This is a genomic window from Helicobacter sp. MIT 11-5569 (assembly GCF_000765695.2).
Taxonomy (GTDB): Bacteria; Campylobacterota; Campylobacteria; order Campylobacterales; family Helicobacteraceae; genus Helicobacter_D.
The window spans coordinates 1-14881 of sequence record NZ_JRPB02000005.1 but is presented as its reverse complement, the minus strand read 5'-3'; the positions used below and the strand labels follow the sequence as shown (position 1 = coordinate 14881).

General features: G+C 35.9%; 13 protein-coding genes. 9 read left to right on the top strand and 4 right to left on the bottom strand.

What is annotated here, in order from left to right:
• Positions 1-7 precede the first annotated feature (7 nt).
• Together LS70_RS05410 and LS70_RS05405 are read left to right on the top strand one after the other, a co-directional pair.
• A complete protein-coding gene (locus tag LS70_RS05410; protein WP_034287612.1) occupies positions 8-3133 on the top strand; it encodes an efflux RND transporter permease subunit in 3126 nt (1041 codons plus the stop codon).
• Positions 3126-4544 (top strand): efflux transporter outer membrane subunit, encoded by a 1419-nt coding sequence (locus LS70_RS05405; protein ID WP_052083300.1) that lies wholly within the window; start codon positions 3126-3128, stop codon positions 4542-4544. Before LS70_RS05410 ends, LS70_RS05405 begins: the two co-directional genes overlap by 8 nt.
• 11 nt (positions 4545-4555) lie before the next feature.
• Here LS70_RS05405 and LS70_RS05400 read toward each other — a convergent pair whose 3' ends face one another.
• Positions 4556-5104: a membrane protein gene (locus tag LS70_RS05400; protein ID WP_034287610.1), complete on the bottom strand. Its 549-nt coding sequence runs from the start codon at positions 5102-5104 to the stop codon at positions 4556-4558.
• Between the two features lie 125 nt (positions 5105-5229).
• Between LS70_RS05400 and LS70_RS05395 the strand changes: the two genes are divergently transcribed.
• From LS70_RS05395 to LS70_RS05375, 5 genes are read left to right on the top strand one after another with little or no spacing between them, the layout of a single operon-like run.
• Entirely contained in the window at positions 5230-7047 is a 1818-nt protein-coding gene (locus LS70_RS05395; RefSeq protein ID WP_034287608.1) for an extracellular solute-binding protein, read from the top strand.
• Between the two features lie 9 nt (positions 7048-7056).
• Positions 7057-8100: a microcin C ABC transporter permease YejB gene (locus LS70_RS05390; RefSeq protein ID WP_034287607.1), complete on the top strand. Its 1044-nt coding sequence runs from the start codon at positions 7057-7059 to the stop codon at positions 8098-8100.
• Positions 8101-8102: 2 nt separating this feature from the next.
• A complete protein-coding gene (locus tag LS70_RS05385) occupies positions 8103-9131 on the top strand; it encodes an ABC transporter permease (RefSeq protein ID WP_034287605.1) in 1029 nt (342 codons plus the stop codon).
• Positions 9128-10714, top strand: coding sequence for a dipeptide ABC transporter ATP-binding protein (locus LS70_RS05380; protein WP_034287603.1), 1587 nt, complete (start codon positions 9128-9130; stop codon positions 10712-10714). The genes LS70_RS05385 and LS70_RS05380 overlap by 4 nt, the downstream gene beginning before the upstream one ends.
• Positions 10704-11327: a thermonuclease family protein gene (locus tag LS70_RS05375; RefSeq protein ID WP_052083299.1), complete on the top strand. Its 624-nt coding sequence runs from the start codon at positions 10704-10706 to the stop codon at positions 11325-11327. The genes LS70_RS05380 and LS70_RS05375 overlap by 11 nt, the downstream gene beginning before the upstream one ends.
• Before the next feature lie 2 nt (positions 11328-11329).
• On the opposite strand, the gene LS70_RS05370 is transcribed toward LS70_RS05375, so the two are convergent.
• Complete coding sequence (locus LS70_RS05370; RefSeq protein WP_034287601.1) at positions 11330-11710, bottom strand: hypothetical protein; 381 nt, start codon at positions 11708-11710, stop codon at positions 11330-11332.
• A gap of 68 nt (positions 11711-11778) precedes the next feature.
• Between LS70_RS05370 and pseI the strand changes: the two genes are divergently transcribed.
• Positions 11779-12792: a pseudaminic acid synthase gene (gene pseI, locus LS70_RS05365; protein ID WP_034287600.1), complete on the top strand. Its 1014-nt coding sequence runs from the start codon at positions 11779-11781 to the stop codon at positions 12790-12792.
• A 67-nt stretch (positions 12793-12859) separates the two neighbouring features.
• Here pseI and LS70_RS05360 read toward each other — a convergent pair whose 3' ends face one another.
• Positions 12860-13960: a YeiH family protein gene (locus LS70_RS05360; RefSeq protein WP_236096451.1), complete on the bottom strand. Its 1101-nt coding sequence runs from the start codon at positions 13958-13960 to the stop codon at positions 12860-12862.
• Here LS70_RS05360 and LS70_RS10085 point away from each other — a divergent pair.
• Positions 13875-14195, top strand: a complete 321-nt coding sequence (locus tag LS70_RS10085) for a hypothetical protein (protein ID WP_201273967.1) — start codon at positions 13875-13877, stop codon at positions 14193-14195. The two genes, LS70_RS05360 and LS70_RS10085, sit on opposite strands and share 86 nt — an antisense overlap.
• A gap of 49 nt (positions 14196-14244) precedes the next feature.
• Here the strand turns inward: LS70_RS10085 and LS70_RS05355 are convergent, their stop codons facing one another.
• A complete protein-coding gene (locus LS70_RS05355; protein WP_052083298.1) occupies positions 14245-14718 on the bottom strand; it encodes a DMT family transporter in 474 nt (157 codons plus the stop codon).
• Between the last annotated feature and the right edge of the window lie 163 nt (positions 14719-14881).

The following is a 14881-nucleotide window of genomic DNA, read 5'->3' as shown; positions in this document are numbered from 1 at the left end:
TCTTATAATGTTTTCTAAATTTTTTATCGAACGTCCTGTTTTGGCAATGGTAATGTCTATTATCATCGTCATTGCCGGGGGGTTGTCTGCTTTTTCTTTGGCAGTAGAAGAGTATCCGCAAGTTACCCCTCCCCAAGTTGTCGTGAGTGCAACTTATCCGGGTGCTAGTGCGGAAGTTATCTCTAGCAGCGTAGCAAGTGTGCTTGAAAATAGTATCAATGGTGTAGAAAATATGATTTATATGCAAAGCTCCTCTACTTCAAGCGGTTCTTTGAGCATTAGCGTTTATTTTACGAATGAAACAGACCCAGACCAAGCAGCTATCAATGTCAATAACCGCGTCCAAGCAGTGCTAAGTAGTTTGCCACAAGAAGTGCAACGATATGGGGTAACAGTAGAGAAAAGAAGCTCCACGATTTTAGCAGTTTATGCAATGTATTCTGATTCACCAAATCAAGATGCAACTTATATTGCAAACTATACGGCTATTAATATTTTAGATGAGCTTAAACGTGTTCCGGGTGTTGGAGATGCGGCTTTGTTTAGTAGAGAGCAGTATTCTATGCGTATTTGGCTTTCTCCTGATAAGTTGCGCAAATACAATCTCACGCCTTCAGAAGTGATTGCATTAGTTCAAGAGCAAAACTCACAATTTGCCGCAGGATATTTCGGGCAAGAGCCTGCAAGAAAAGATTTGGAATTTACTTATAGTGTTACAACAAAAGGGCGTTTAAGTGAGGCAAAAGAGTTTGAAGAGATTTTGATTAAGACTAATGAAGATGGCTCTTCTTTGCGTCTCAAAGACATTGCTCGGATTGAATTAGGCGCAGAAGATTATAGCGTAAAAGCATCTTTCAAAGGGCAAAATGCTGTAGCTTTTGGTGTTTTCCTCCAACCTGGAGCAAATGCACTAAATGTCGCCGATGGAGTCTCTCAAAAACTAGAAGAGCTTTCTAAAACTTTTCCTGATGGTTTAAAATACGCGATTCCTTATGATACGACAAAATTTGTAAAAGTATCCGTCAAAGAAGTTATCAAGACTTTTATTGAAGCAATTATACTTGTTGTGATTGTTATTTACTTTTTCTTGCAAAACTTTAGAGCCACAATTATTCCTGTAATTGCTGTGCCTGTATCTATTATTGGGGCATTTGCAGGAATGTATTTGTTAGGATTCTCTATCAATCTTCTAACGCTCTTTGGGTTAATTCTCGCTATTGGAATCGTAGTAGATGACGCAATTATTGTGATTGAAAATGTCGAGCGTCTCATTCATACCGAAAAGCTATCGGTAAGAGATGCTACGATTAAAGCTATGGAGGAGATTCAAAGCCCTGTAATTGCTATCGTGCTTGTTCTTTCTGCGGTGTTTATCCCTGTGGCATTTATCGGAGGATTCTCCGGAGAGATTTACAAGCAATTTGCGATTACAATCGTTATTTCTGTCGTCATTTCGGGATTTGTTGCTCTGACACTCACTCCAGCACTTTGTGTTTCGATTCTTAAAACCAAAGAACCAAAACCCTTTTATATTGTCAAGAAATTTAATAATTTCTTTGATTGGCTTACGCATAAATTTACTGATAAAGTCGCACATACGATTCGGAGAGGAAGTTTATATGTCTTATTATTTGTAGGGTTGATTGCGGTTACTATTGGGCTTTTTATGCGTGTTCCAAGCGGACTTGTGCCTTCAGAAGATAAAGGTGTTTTGCTTGTTTCTATGCAATTACCACCTGCAACTGCTCTTAATAAAACAGAAAAAATGGCAGATTTTGTGGGAAAATTTGCTATGGAGAATCCTAATGTAGATGGGATTATGACATTAGCAGGTTATGATATGCTCTCAAGTGCTGTAAGAAGCCATGGTGGGACAGCGTTTATGGAGTTAAAAGATTGGAAAGAGAGAAAAAAAGCCGAGCAGCATTCTCAAGCTTTAGCAGGTGCTTTCACAGGACAGCTAATGCAATATCCAGATTCTATAATCTTTGCTTTGAATCCTCCACCAATTATGGGATTAAGCTTGACAGATGGATTTGAAGCGTATATCCAAAACCGCACAGGTGCTTCCACAGAGGAATTACAGAAATACACACAACTTGTTTTGCAAGCTGCACAAAAGCGTCCAGAGCTTGCAGGAGTGAGAACAACTTTGAGTGTGAATGTGCCGCAGTATCGTGTGAATTTGGATAGAGAAAAAGCTAAGGCTATGGGAGTGAATGTTAGTGAAGTCTTTACGACACTCCAAGCAACTTTTGGGGCATATTATGTGAATGATTTTAACCTCTTTGGTCGCACATATAAGGTTAATGTGCAATCTGAAAGCCCATTTAGAGAATCTCCAGAGGATTTACGCAATGTCTTTGTGCGCTCAAACAATGGAGAATTAGTTCCTATTAGCGCATTGGTGAGTTATGAGCGCGTGGTTGGTCCAGATATTTTGGAGAGATTTAACCTTTTCCCAGCAGCAAAACTTATGGGAGATGCTGCACCGGGTTATTCTTCAGGAGATGCGCTCCTTGCCATTGAGCAGGTTGTAGAAGAAGTGTTGCCAGATGGTTATTCTGTGGCATTTTCAGGAAGTTCTTATCAAGAAAAAGCAAGTAGCGGAACAGGCGCAGTAGCTTTTATTTTTGGGCTTATTTTTGTATTTTTGATTCTAGCAGCACAATATGAGCGGTGGCTTATGCCTTTAGCGGTTGTTACAGCAGTTCCATTTGCGGTATTTGGAGCGATTTTAGCAACATGGCTTAGGGGCTTAAATAATGATATTTATTTCCAAGTAGGTTTAATCACATTGATCGCATTAGCGGCAAAAAATGCAATTTTGATTATTGAATTTGCAATGCAGGCGCGTGAGGGTGAAGGTAAGGATATTTATGATTCCGCAGTAGAAGCTGCTAGACTTAGATTTCGTCCGATTGTAATGACTTCTCTTGCATTTACAATCGGGGTTTTCCCGCTTGCTATTAGTAGTGGAGCGGGAGCAGCCAGTCGCCATGCGATTGGGACAGGGGTAATTGGAGGAATGCTTGCAGCAACCTTTATTGCGACTTTCTTTATTCCTCTGTTTTATACTTATTTTGCAAAATTGAGTGAATTTATAGCAACTTTTAGGAGCAAACATGATTAAGATTTCTAATTTTTGTTTTCATATCACTTTGCTTGCGATTTTAGGAAGTGGTTGTTCGCTTTCTCCTAAATATGTGCAGCCAACGACAAATTTACCGGATTCTAAAGAAGCCATAGAAGCAGCACAAGAAATGGTAATTTCTCAAAAATGGTGGGAAGAGTTTGGAGATGAAACTCTAAATCTTTTTGTAGAAGAAGCTTTAAAGAATAATTATGATTTGCTTGTTGCAATGGAGCGCATAGAACAAGCACGCTCACAATGGAGCTATGCAAGAAGTGATCGCTATCCTAATATTCAGGCAAAAGGTGAAGCTTTAAAAAATCGTAAAAATCCAATGCAAGGGCAGTTTGAAAACTATAATAATTTTTCTCTTAGTGCAGTGCTTAGTTTTGAGCTTGATTTGTGGGGGCGTGCAAGAGATGCAGATAGAAGTGCTTTAGCAAAGCTTCTTGCAGTCAAAGCAAATGGAGATATGGTGCGTCTAAGTTTAATTGCAAATGCAATGCAAAGTTATTTTGGTGTTTTAACGCTTAATAATCAAGTGCAAATCTCCCAAAATACATTAAAAAGTCGCACAGAAAACTATGAATACCGCAAAAAAGAGTTTGAAGCAGGTAAGATTTCAGAGATTGATATGCAGCAAGCAAAGTCTGAAATGGCAAGTGTTAAAGCGCAGTTGCAAAGCCTTTTGATGGAGCAAAATTCCGCTCAAAGTGCGTTTTTGATTTTACTTGGACGTGATGGGGCAGGGGTATTTGCAAATGAGATTCCAACACAACCGCGAGAATTGCCCGCACCTCCTAGTATCGAAGCAGGCTTGCCTTCAACGATTTTAGAGAGACGACCTGATATTGAAGCAGCAGAGCAGAGTCTAAAAGCTGCAAATTTTTCAATTGGTGTAGCACGTAGCGCATATTTTCCGACAATTTCCCTAACTGGGCTTTTTGGTTATGCAAGCCCGCAATTAAATGAGCTTGTAAGGACTTCTAATTCTACATGGAATTTTGGGGGAAATTTTATAGGGAATTTGATTGATTTTGGGCGCACAAGTGCAAATGTTGATTTGGCAAAGTCGCAGTATAGAGAGATGTTATTAACTTATGGACAGACCTTGCGCACAGCATTTGGCGAGGTTAGAGAAGTTCTATTTAATTATCAAACTACAAGTGAGCGGCTAATTAGTTTAAGCGACCAAGTTAGCGCATTGCAACGCACATTAGAGCTTGCAAATTTGCGTTATGAAGAAGGTTATACAAATTACCTTGAAGTTTTAAGCACGCAAGGTGCTCTTTTTGCTGCAGAGTTGCAACAAGAAGGGGCTAAGTTGGAATCCTTAAGCGCGGCAATTAATTTATATAAGGCTTTTGGGGGAGGTTGGAGTAAAGAAGAGTTTGAGAAATCTAAGCGTTAGCTTAGATTTATTCATAAAACGCTTAAAGCACCTAAAGCAATACTAATAATACAGCCTGCTAAAATAGTAGCATATTGGATTGAGCGATTCTTTTTGCTATTAAAAAGTGTAATCATTAAGCCTGAAAGATAGAGTAGAGCTAAAGTGATTCCAAACCCAATAGCTAGCACATCAAAATACCATTTTGCTTTAGCTTTGTGAAGCATAATCATATCTCCAATAATAGAACGTTTTAGAGTTGTGATTGTGTATGTGGAATCTGCATTTTTCTTGATACTAGCACTATAATGTGTGCTTCCTACACTTAGCTCTTCGCCTCTACCTTTTTTTGGAGTTAAATCTGAAGGAATACTTAAGTTATTATCTTTAAGATATTGCACAAGTGCATCAATTTCTTTGCCTTCTTCTACATTTTGTGTCAGCGTGTAGTTATATTTTGTCGCCCAACTATCTTGATTAAACCCACTAATGTATAAGATTCCAGTCGCTGCATACATTAATGCAATAGGCAAGAAGAATAAACTAAGATAGATGTGAATGTTGCGAAATTGTTTTGTCATCAAGGACTCCTTTAAAAAATTTGTAGAAGTTTAGTCAAAAAATGTGAAGAAAAAGTGAATTCTTGTCCATTAATTTGCAAATAATTTGTTACAATGAATTTCTATTTTTAGGCTTAAGGATTTCTATGCGTTTTGTTGTTTCTTGGTTTTTTGCATTGCTGTTTTTTGGTGTATTTGTAAATGCGCAAACTTACAGCGATTCTGCATTGAGCGCACAAGGAGAAGTTAAATATAAGAATTTTAAGTATTTTGATTATGTCAATCCCAGCGCACCAAAAGGAGGGCATATTAAACAATATGCCTTAGGAAACTATGATAGTTTTTATGATTTTTTGTTAAAAGGCGTAAGTGTTAAAGGTTTAGAATTAATCTATGATACTTTAATGGTGCGCTCTTTTGATGAGCCAAGTAGCCAATACGGACTTATTGCTAAACAAGTGCAAAGGGCAAAAGATAATACTTTTGTTATTTTTCATTTAGATGAAAATGCACGTTTTAATGATGGAAAAGAGATTACTGCTTTTGATGTGGAATTTAGTTTTAAAACTATTGCAAGAGGAGAGAATCCTTCAATGGTGCGTTATTATGCAGATGTAAAAGATGTTATTGTGGTGGATAAATACACTGTGCGCTTTAACTTTAAAGATAATAAGAATCGCGAATTAGCTTTAATTTTAGGGGATTTACCAATTTTACCAAAGCATTATTATCAAGACGTGGATTTTAATAAGAATCCTTTAAGGATTCCACTAGGCAGTGGTCCTTATGCAATAGAATCTTTTGATGCAGGGCGCAGTGTAACTTATAAGCGTGTAGAGAAGTATTGGGCTAAAAATCACCCAACGCGTATTGGATATTTTAACTTTGATAAAATCACGATTGATTATTATAAAGACGATACAGTTGCCCTAGAGGCTTTTAAAGCTGGGAGATATGATTTTAGAGAAGAAGTAAGTGCGAAAAACTGGGCGTTGGGCTATAATGGAGCTGCATTAAATAACAAAGATATTCAAAAGCAAGAATTTTTACATTTTTTACCAAGTGGAATGCAAGGGTTTGTGTTTAATGTGCGTAAAAGTTTTTTTGATGATAGACGTGTAAGAGAGGCAATAGGGCTTGCATTTGATTTTGAATGGAGCAATAAGAATCTTTTTTATGACCAATACACGCGCACAAAAAGTTTTTTTGATAATTCAGAGTATGCAAGCGTTGGGATTCCATTAGGAGCAGAATTAGAGTTGCTTGAACCTTTTAGGAATCAGCTACCAAATGCACTTTTTACACAAAGTTTTTCTTTGCCCCAAAGCAAAGGTAATGGAGATAATAGAGAGAATCTAAAAAGAGCACAAGCATTATTAAAAGAAGCTGGGTATAGTATCCAAAATGGAAAATTGCAAAAAGATGGAATCCCTTTTGTCTTTGAGTTATTATTAGTTAGCCCAGCAATGGAACGCGTTGCGATTCCTTTTCAGAAAAATCTGCAAATTCTAGGCATTACAATGCAGCTGCGCACAGTGGATATTGCGCAATATGTTAATCGTTTGCGCACTTTTGATTATGATATGATTGTAAGCGTGTTTCCCCAAAGTCTATCACCGGGTAATGAGCAGGCATTTTTTTGGGGAAGTGAGGCAGCACAGACAGAGGGAAGTTATAATTATATTGGAGTGAAAAATAATGTAGTTGATGCTTTGATTGCTAAAATTATTCAAGCAAAATCTCACGAAGAGTTGCTAATTGCCACGCGTGCGCTTGATAGAGTATTGCTATGGGAATATTATATGATTCCACATTTTCATACTAAAACTTTTTGTGTGGCATTTTGGAATTTTTTAGAACATCCAAAAATTACACCTCTTTATGCAGTGGGTTTTGAAACTTGGTGGATGGACTCTAAAAAGCTAGAAAATATCCAAAAGAAATATCCTAATTTTAGACGATAAAGGAAGAATTTGGGAAGCTATATTCTAAAAAGATTATTGCTTGTGATTCCGACATTATTAGGGATAATGACGCTTAATTTTTTTATCATTCAAATCGCACCGGGTGGTCCTGTGGAACAAATGATTGCACGATTAGAAGGGGTTGGGACACAAGGGGAAGTGCAAATCAATTCTAAAGGAATGTATAAAAATCAAGGCTTAGACCCTGAAATTTTAGAGAAAATTAACGCGTTATATGGCTTTGATAAGCCTATTTTGGAACGTTATCTTTTAATGCTTAAAAATTACTTGACTTTTAATTTTGGGGAGAGTTTTTACAAAAATGCAAAAGTTGTGGATTTAATAGCGCAGAAGCTTCCTGTTTCTATTAGTCTTGGACTTTGGAGCACACTTTTAATCTATTGTATTTCTGTCCCTTTAGGGATTAAAAAAGCTGTCAATGAAGGAAGCGCATTTGATAGTGTTACTAGCACAATGATTATTATTGGCAATGCGATTCCAACATTTCTATTTGCATTAATTTTGGTGATTTTATTTGCCGGAGGGACTTATTTTAGTATTTTTCCTTTGCGAGGAATTGTAGGGGATAATTTTGAATCTTTAAGCTTGTTTGGAAAAGTTAAGGATTATTTTTGGCATATTACATTACCTGTGCTTTCTTTGAGCATTGGAGGGTTTGCGACTTTAACATTGCTTGCTAAAAATTCCTTTTTAGAGGAGATTCATAAGCAATATGTGTTGCTTGCTTATGCAAAGGGATTATCTGAGCAACAAGTCTTATATCGGCATATTTTTCGTAATGCAATGTTGCTTATCATTGCTTCTATTCCTTCAGCATTACTTGGAATGTTGTTAAGCGGTTCATTGCTAATTGAGATTATTTTTTCGCTTGATGGTTTAGGGCTTTTAGGCTATGAGTCGATTATTTCAAGAGATTATCCTGTGATTTTTGGCTCTTTGTATATTTTTACACTTTTTGGGCTTATTGTTGGGATTATTAGCGATATGTTTTATGTTTTGGTAGATCCTAGAATCAACTTTCAAAAGGTGTAATGATGCAAGAGATTTTTACAATGCGTAGATTTCAAACTTTTAAAGCAAATCATCGTGCATACCTCTCTTTGTGGATTTTTGGTATTTTATTTTTACTTTGTATGTGTGCAGAGATTCTTGCAAATGATAAACCTTTGTTTGTGCGCTATCAAGGAGAAAACTATTTTCCTTTATTGCAAGATTATCCAGAAACGACATTTGGGGGAGATTTTGAAACGAGTGCAAATTATAATGACCCTTATTTGCAAGAAAAAATTGCGCAAAAGGGCTTTATGATTATGCCTTTGATTCCTTATTCTTATGATTCTGTGATTTATACTTTAGAATCCCCAGCTCCTTCTGCTCCGACTTTAAAAAATCTTTTAGGCACTGATGATTTAGGGCGTGATGTGCTAGCTAGATTGCTTTATGGGTTAAAAACTTCTATGCTTTTTGGAATCGTTTTAACTTTCTTTAGCTCTATTTTAGGGCTTTGCATTGGTGCAATTTGTGGTTATTTTGGTGGAAAAGTCGATTTAATTGGGCAGCGTCTCATTGAAATTTGGAGTGGAATGCCTGTGCTTTTTGTGCTTATTATCTTTGCAAGCTTGCTAAAACCTACGTTTTGGAGCATTTTATGTATTATATTGCTGTTTTCTTGGGTGTTTTTAGTGCCTTTTGTGCGTGCGGAGTTTTTAAAAGTTCGGAATCTTGATTATATTAAAGCAGCAAAAATGCTAGGCGTTAGCCATATTCGCATTATGCTACATCATATTTTGCCTAATGCCTTAGTGGCGGTTTTGACTTACTTGCCTTTTATTTTATGTGGAAGTATTACAACGCTTGCTTCATTAGATTTTTTAGGGCTTGGGTTACCGCCACCTAGTGCGAGTTTGGGAGAGATTTTAGCACAAGGTAAAAATAATCTTAATGCCCCTTGGCTTGGGTTAAGTGGATTTTTTGCGCTTAGTATTTTGCTATGTTTGCTTGTCTTTATTGGGGAAGGTTTGCGTGATGCAATGCGCACAGAAGCGATAGGGATAAAACAATGAGCCTTTTAAAAGTGGAATCCCTAAATGCAAAAATAGGGAAATTTTTTCTAAAAGATATTAGTTTTAGTTTAAAAGAAGGTGAAGTTTTAGGCATTGCTGGAGAATCAGGAAGCGGAAAGACTTTATTAAGCCATTTGATATTGCGTTTGATTAAGGATTATAAAATTAAGCAAGGAAGTATTAGATTTTTGGGTGAAAATTTGCTTGAGATTCCAGAATCTAAAATGCAAAATTTACGCGGCTTAAAACTTAGCTATATTTTTCAAGAACCATTAAGCGCGCTAAATCCTTTACAAAAGATTGATAAGCAATTAAGTGAAGCGATTTTAATCCATAATCCTAAGATTACATCTTGTGTATTGCAAGAGAGAATTAATACACTATTAACAAATGTGCAGCTTCCAAAGAGTGTGTTGGAATCCTATCCTTATGTGCTAAGCGGAGGGCAAAGGCAGCGTGTGTGTATTGCGATTGCTTTGGCGAATAATCCTAAGATTTTGATTGCTGATGAGCCAACAACAGCTTTAGATTCCACGACACAAGCACAAATTATAGAACTCTTAAAAAATTTACAAAAAAGTTTTGGGTTGAGTATTATTTTTATTAGTCATAATTTAGCAGTTATTTCTAAACTTTGTAATCGTGTGCTGATAATGCAAGATGGAGAGATTATTGAGAGTGGAGGCAAAGAGGAGATTTTTAAAACTCCAAAAAATGCCTATACAAAAATGCTTATTGACGCACTAGCATTTCATTACAATAAAGAATCTTATGAAAAAGAAGTAGTGCTAGAAGCCAAAAATATAAGTGTGGAATATCCTAAGAAAAAAAGCTTTTTTGGAAAAACTTTGGAATCTTTTACTGCGCTAAAACCCCTTAGTTTTTCTTTGTATAAAAGGGAGAGTTTAGGAGTTATTGGAGAATCTGGAAGCGGTAAAAGTAGCCTTGCTAATGCACTTTGTCGTCTAGCAGATGAGGAATGTGTAAAAGGAGAGATAAGGCTTTTGGGTAGAGATTTTTTAGGATTAAAAGGAAGTGCATTAAGGGAATTTCGCGCATCAATCCAACTGATTTTTCAAGACCCTTTTAGCTCCTTAAATCCTAAAATGAATCTTTTTAAAATTTTACAAGAAGGGTTGCAAGCGCATATTTGCCTTGATAAAGAAAGTCAAAAACGCCGTATTATTCAGAGTTTGGAAGATGTTGGATTAGATGCAAGTTATATGGAGCGTTATCCTAATGAGTTAAGCGGAGGTCAAAGACAAAGAGTAAGTATTGCTAGAAGTTTGATTTTGCGTCCTAAAGTGTTAATTTTAGATGAACCAACAAGTGCGTTAGATTGTGCGACACAAAGACAGATTCTAAAGCTATTATTAAAACTTACTAAACAATATGGGTTAAGCTATATTTGCATTAGCCATGATTTAAGCGTTATTGCAACACTTTGCCAAAATGTTTTGGTGCTAAAGGAGGGCAATGTTTTGGAGAGTGGATTAACACAAGAAGTTTTTAGCTCTCCAAAAAATGCCTATGTTAAGGAATTATTACAAGCAAGCGCAATAGGGAATACTAATGTTTTGTAGGATAAAAATTTTAATAGTATGTGGAATCTTAAGCGTGCAGAGTTTTGGTTTTAGCATTCCACCTGTGAGTATGCAAGTGTTAATGAAGCATATTTTTGCACCAACACTTTTTAGTGTGTATAGCAAGGATTATGGAATGATGTATTGCCAACTTTATGGTGTGGCAGGAGTTAGCAAAAGCTTTAAATGGGGAGGGTGTGAGATTACACCACAAGCACTTAAGGAAATGCGCCATTTTGCAATGCAGTATGTGCAAAATAAAATTGACTTAGAGCAGCAATATCGCTTGGGTTATAAAAATGGCTGGTGCTTTTTGCAAAGAGGTGGGAATCTTTATAATGCAGAAGTAGTGCGTGATGGCTATGCGGTGGTGCAGCATTTTGATTTAAGTGAAGAAGAAACTCTAAGAAGTTTAGAGGAATTAGAAATGATTGCAAGAAGTGAAAAAAGAGGGCTTTGGAAAGAGTGGGGACAAGAGATGCAGTGTCTAAAGATAGCTTTAAAAGAAATTGCACAAGTGGGATTAAAAGAGAGCTTAGAGAAGAGTTTGGAGCTAAGAATGAAAGGATTTATAGAGCCAGAAACAAATTTAGAAACAGAATCGCAAGAGTAGGGCTAAATAGATTCCACATTTGCTGGTTGGTTTGTATTTTGCTTGCCTTCTAAAATCTCATTAAGATTCTCCATTTGTTTTTGTAGGATTTCTTTTGTTTTATTGGATTCTACAATTTTTCCTAATTCGTTAGCCCCATCTTTTATAATTTCTGTTTGTTTTTCTATAAATTCTTTTGTTTTGTTAGATTCTAAAAAATCATTAAGTTTTTGTGCGTGCGATTCTAACGTATCTTTTAAACCAGAATCTTGTAAGGCATTTTGAAAAGTTTGTCCAGCTTTATTTTCTAAATCATTTAAACTTTGCTCATCGCAGCCATTTAAGAATAGCCCCAAAGTGCTAAAAAGCAGTATGCAGTTTTTTCTATAAGATGATTTTTGCATAGAAAAGCCCTTAAATTTAAGAATTTAAGTTATAATCTTAGCAAAAATTATAAGATTTTGGATAACAAATGCAAAATAACAAAATTTTTCTTGTGGCGGAGCTTTCTGCCAACCATAATCAAAACAAAGAATTAGCGTTTCAAACCATAAAAGCTGCTAAAGATTCTGGCGCTGATGCAATAAAATTGCAAACTTATACGCCAGATTGCCTGACGCTAAATTGTGATTTAGACGATTTTAAGATTAAAGGCACATTGTGGGAGGGCAAGAATTTCTACGCGCTTTATAAAGAGGCAATGACACCTTGGGAATGGCATAAAGAATTGTTTGATTATGCTAAAGAAATTGAATTGGTGTGTTTTTCTAGCCCATTTAGCAAAGAAGCGGTGGATTTTTTGGAGGAATTAGGGAATCCTATTTATAAGGTTGCGTCTTTTGAGATTGTGGATTTGGAGCTGATAAAATATATTGCGCGTTTGGGCAAACCGGTGATTTTGTCAAAAGGAATCGCGACAAAAGCAGAGATAGAAGAGGCGATTAATGCTTGTAGAGAGGTTGGGAATAATGCTATTACGCTTTTGCAATGCACAAGCTCGTATCCCGCACCTTTAAAGAGTGCAAATTTATCTTTGATTCCGCAGCTTAAAAAAGATTTTGGTATTGAAGTTGGATTATCCGACCATACATTAGGAATCACCGCTCCGATTGCTGCTGCCTCACTAGGTGCGAGAGTGATTGAGAAGCATTTTATTTTAAAGCGAGAATTAGGAGGCGCGGATAGTGCTTTTAGCATTGAGCCAAATGAATTTGCGCAAATGGCAAAAGCAGTGCGAGAAGTCGAGGAGTTGCTTGGGATTCCAACTTATGAGCTTAGCGAAAAATCCAAAGAAGGCAGGGTTTTTATGCGTTCTTTATATGTGGTGAAGGATATTAAAAAAGGAGAAGTTATCACTCAAGATTCCATTGCTTCCATTCGTCCGGGATATGGAATCCCCCCAAAATATTTAACACAAGTCATAGGAAAACGCGCTAATAAAGATTTGTGGTATGGAAAAGCATTGCAATTTGGAGATTGGGAGTGATAATGTCGTTATTTTATTTGATGAACAAATTGCAAACTAGATTCATAAAAGATAGATTACCATAAAATTACTTCATAAAATTTACCCAAAAATCATAGAAAACATAAGAAGATAGAAAATATCCGAGTGGTAGATTGATAGCTACACCAATAGTAAAAGCTAAAAATGGTTTAGTGCCGATGACAAAAATATCTTTAAATTGCGTGTTTAATCCAATACATAAAAATGTCCATACAAAAAGCCAATTGCGCAAAGTTTTGATTACTCCAAGGGATTCTTTGGAAAATTGCGCATTTGCAATAGAATCAAGATTTAAAGTTAAAGCACTAATTAAAGCAGATGCAATCAAGAATCCTAAAATAAATTTTGGAAACCTTTCCCAAATTGTTTTAATATTGGCTTGTGCATTCTCTTGTTTATTCCACATCGTAATTGATAAAAATGCTACTAACACAGCCCAGATTCCAATAAACATATCTCTGCCAATTACTTTAATTAATGTAAAGGCTGCGATTGCTCGTTCATCACCGATAGATTGGGCAGCAGCTAATCCTGCAGAATCTGCAAACTCTGAAGTCCCAATCCATGCTCCAGCTACCCCAGCATCTAAACCTAATATTCTACAAAGAATAGGTAATACAATGACCATAACCACAGCCCATAATACTACAATGCTAATTGTAAGGCTGATATGTTCTTGTTTTGCTTTTGCTGCACTACCAATCACAATTGCCGCACTCACCCCGCAAATAGAACCACCTGCGCCCAAAGTTACTCCAAAGCTTGGATTTAGCTTAAAAATTCGTGTCGCAGCAAAGTAAATTGTCCAAAAAGTAATTATTGTAATAATGCAGGCTTGCAAAATCGCAATTCCACCAGCACTTATTAAAAGTGTTAAAGGCAAAGTCGCACCCATTAGAACGATTCCTGTTTTGATATAAAATTCTGTAAGTAAGGAATCCTTAAACCATTGTGGAAGTCTGATGAGGTTTCCTAAGACTAAACCAAATAATAATGCAACTAAAGGAGACTCTAATTGATATTCTTTTGCGCTTGTGTGGCTACTAATCAAAAAAACAATTATGCTTAAAACAAATAAAATACTGAAACTGAGAAGAAAAGTTCGTATTTTTTTACCTAAGAATTTTGAAGCAATCCCAAAACAAATCCCAAAAAAGCAAAATAATGCAAAAAAACTTAAGAAAGATAAAGAGGAAAAAGCATTTATGGGGTTTATACCTTGCCAAGGGTTAAATTTTATATTAAAAATTTTTATAATAAAAAACATATCAAAAAGCCAAAAAATGCTAAGGATTAAAACTAAAAATAACCCAATAATGTTTGCCCAGCTATCTTCTTTTGTGAGCCATTTTATTTTTATGTTTTCCATTTTTATTCCTTAATTTTTCAAGATTTTATAAATTGAATATTTTTTAATAATTTTTAAATGCGCTAGCTATAAATTTGCAATCCTTCTTTAATCTCTTTCATAAAAAACACTAAAAGCCCTCCAAATACAATAACAAGCCCTAGAATTTTATGCCAAGAAATGGGTTTAATATTTAGTCCAAAAGCTCCAAAATTATCTAATAACATTCCTGTAATGAGCTGCCCAATAAGTATCAATAAAAACATATTAATTAAGCCAATTTTAGGTGCAAGCAAAATCGTGCCAAAAACAAAAAATGCTCCTAATATACCCCCTAAAAATTTCCACCAACTTTGTTTGAGTAAAGATTTGAAAATATCAGCATTAAGCTCGCCGCTTAAGCAAGCAAACAACAAGAGGCAAGCCGAACCAATAACAAAAGAAATGAGGGCGGCAAGTATGGGCGATGCTTGTAAAGAGCGGCTAAGACTTGCATTAATAGGGGCTTGCATAGAAATTGCAATACCCATAACCAAACTAATACCATAATAAAGCATTGATATTCCTTGTAAAACAATTTTGATTTGCTTAATGATTATACCACTCTCCTTTTAATCTCCCCTTAAGCTTACTTAGCTATAATTCCATTTCCTTTTTTGCACTAAATTTTAACCTCTTATTAGCTAACACTTATGCGTTTTATCACTAACGCTTCTTGTT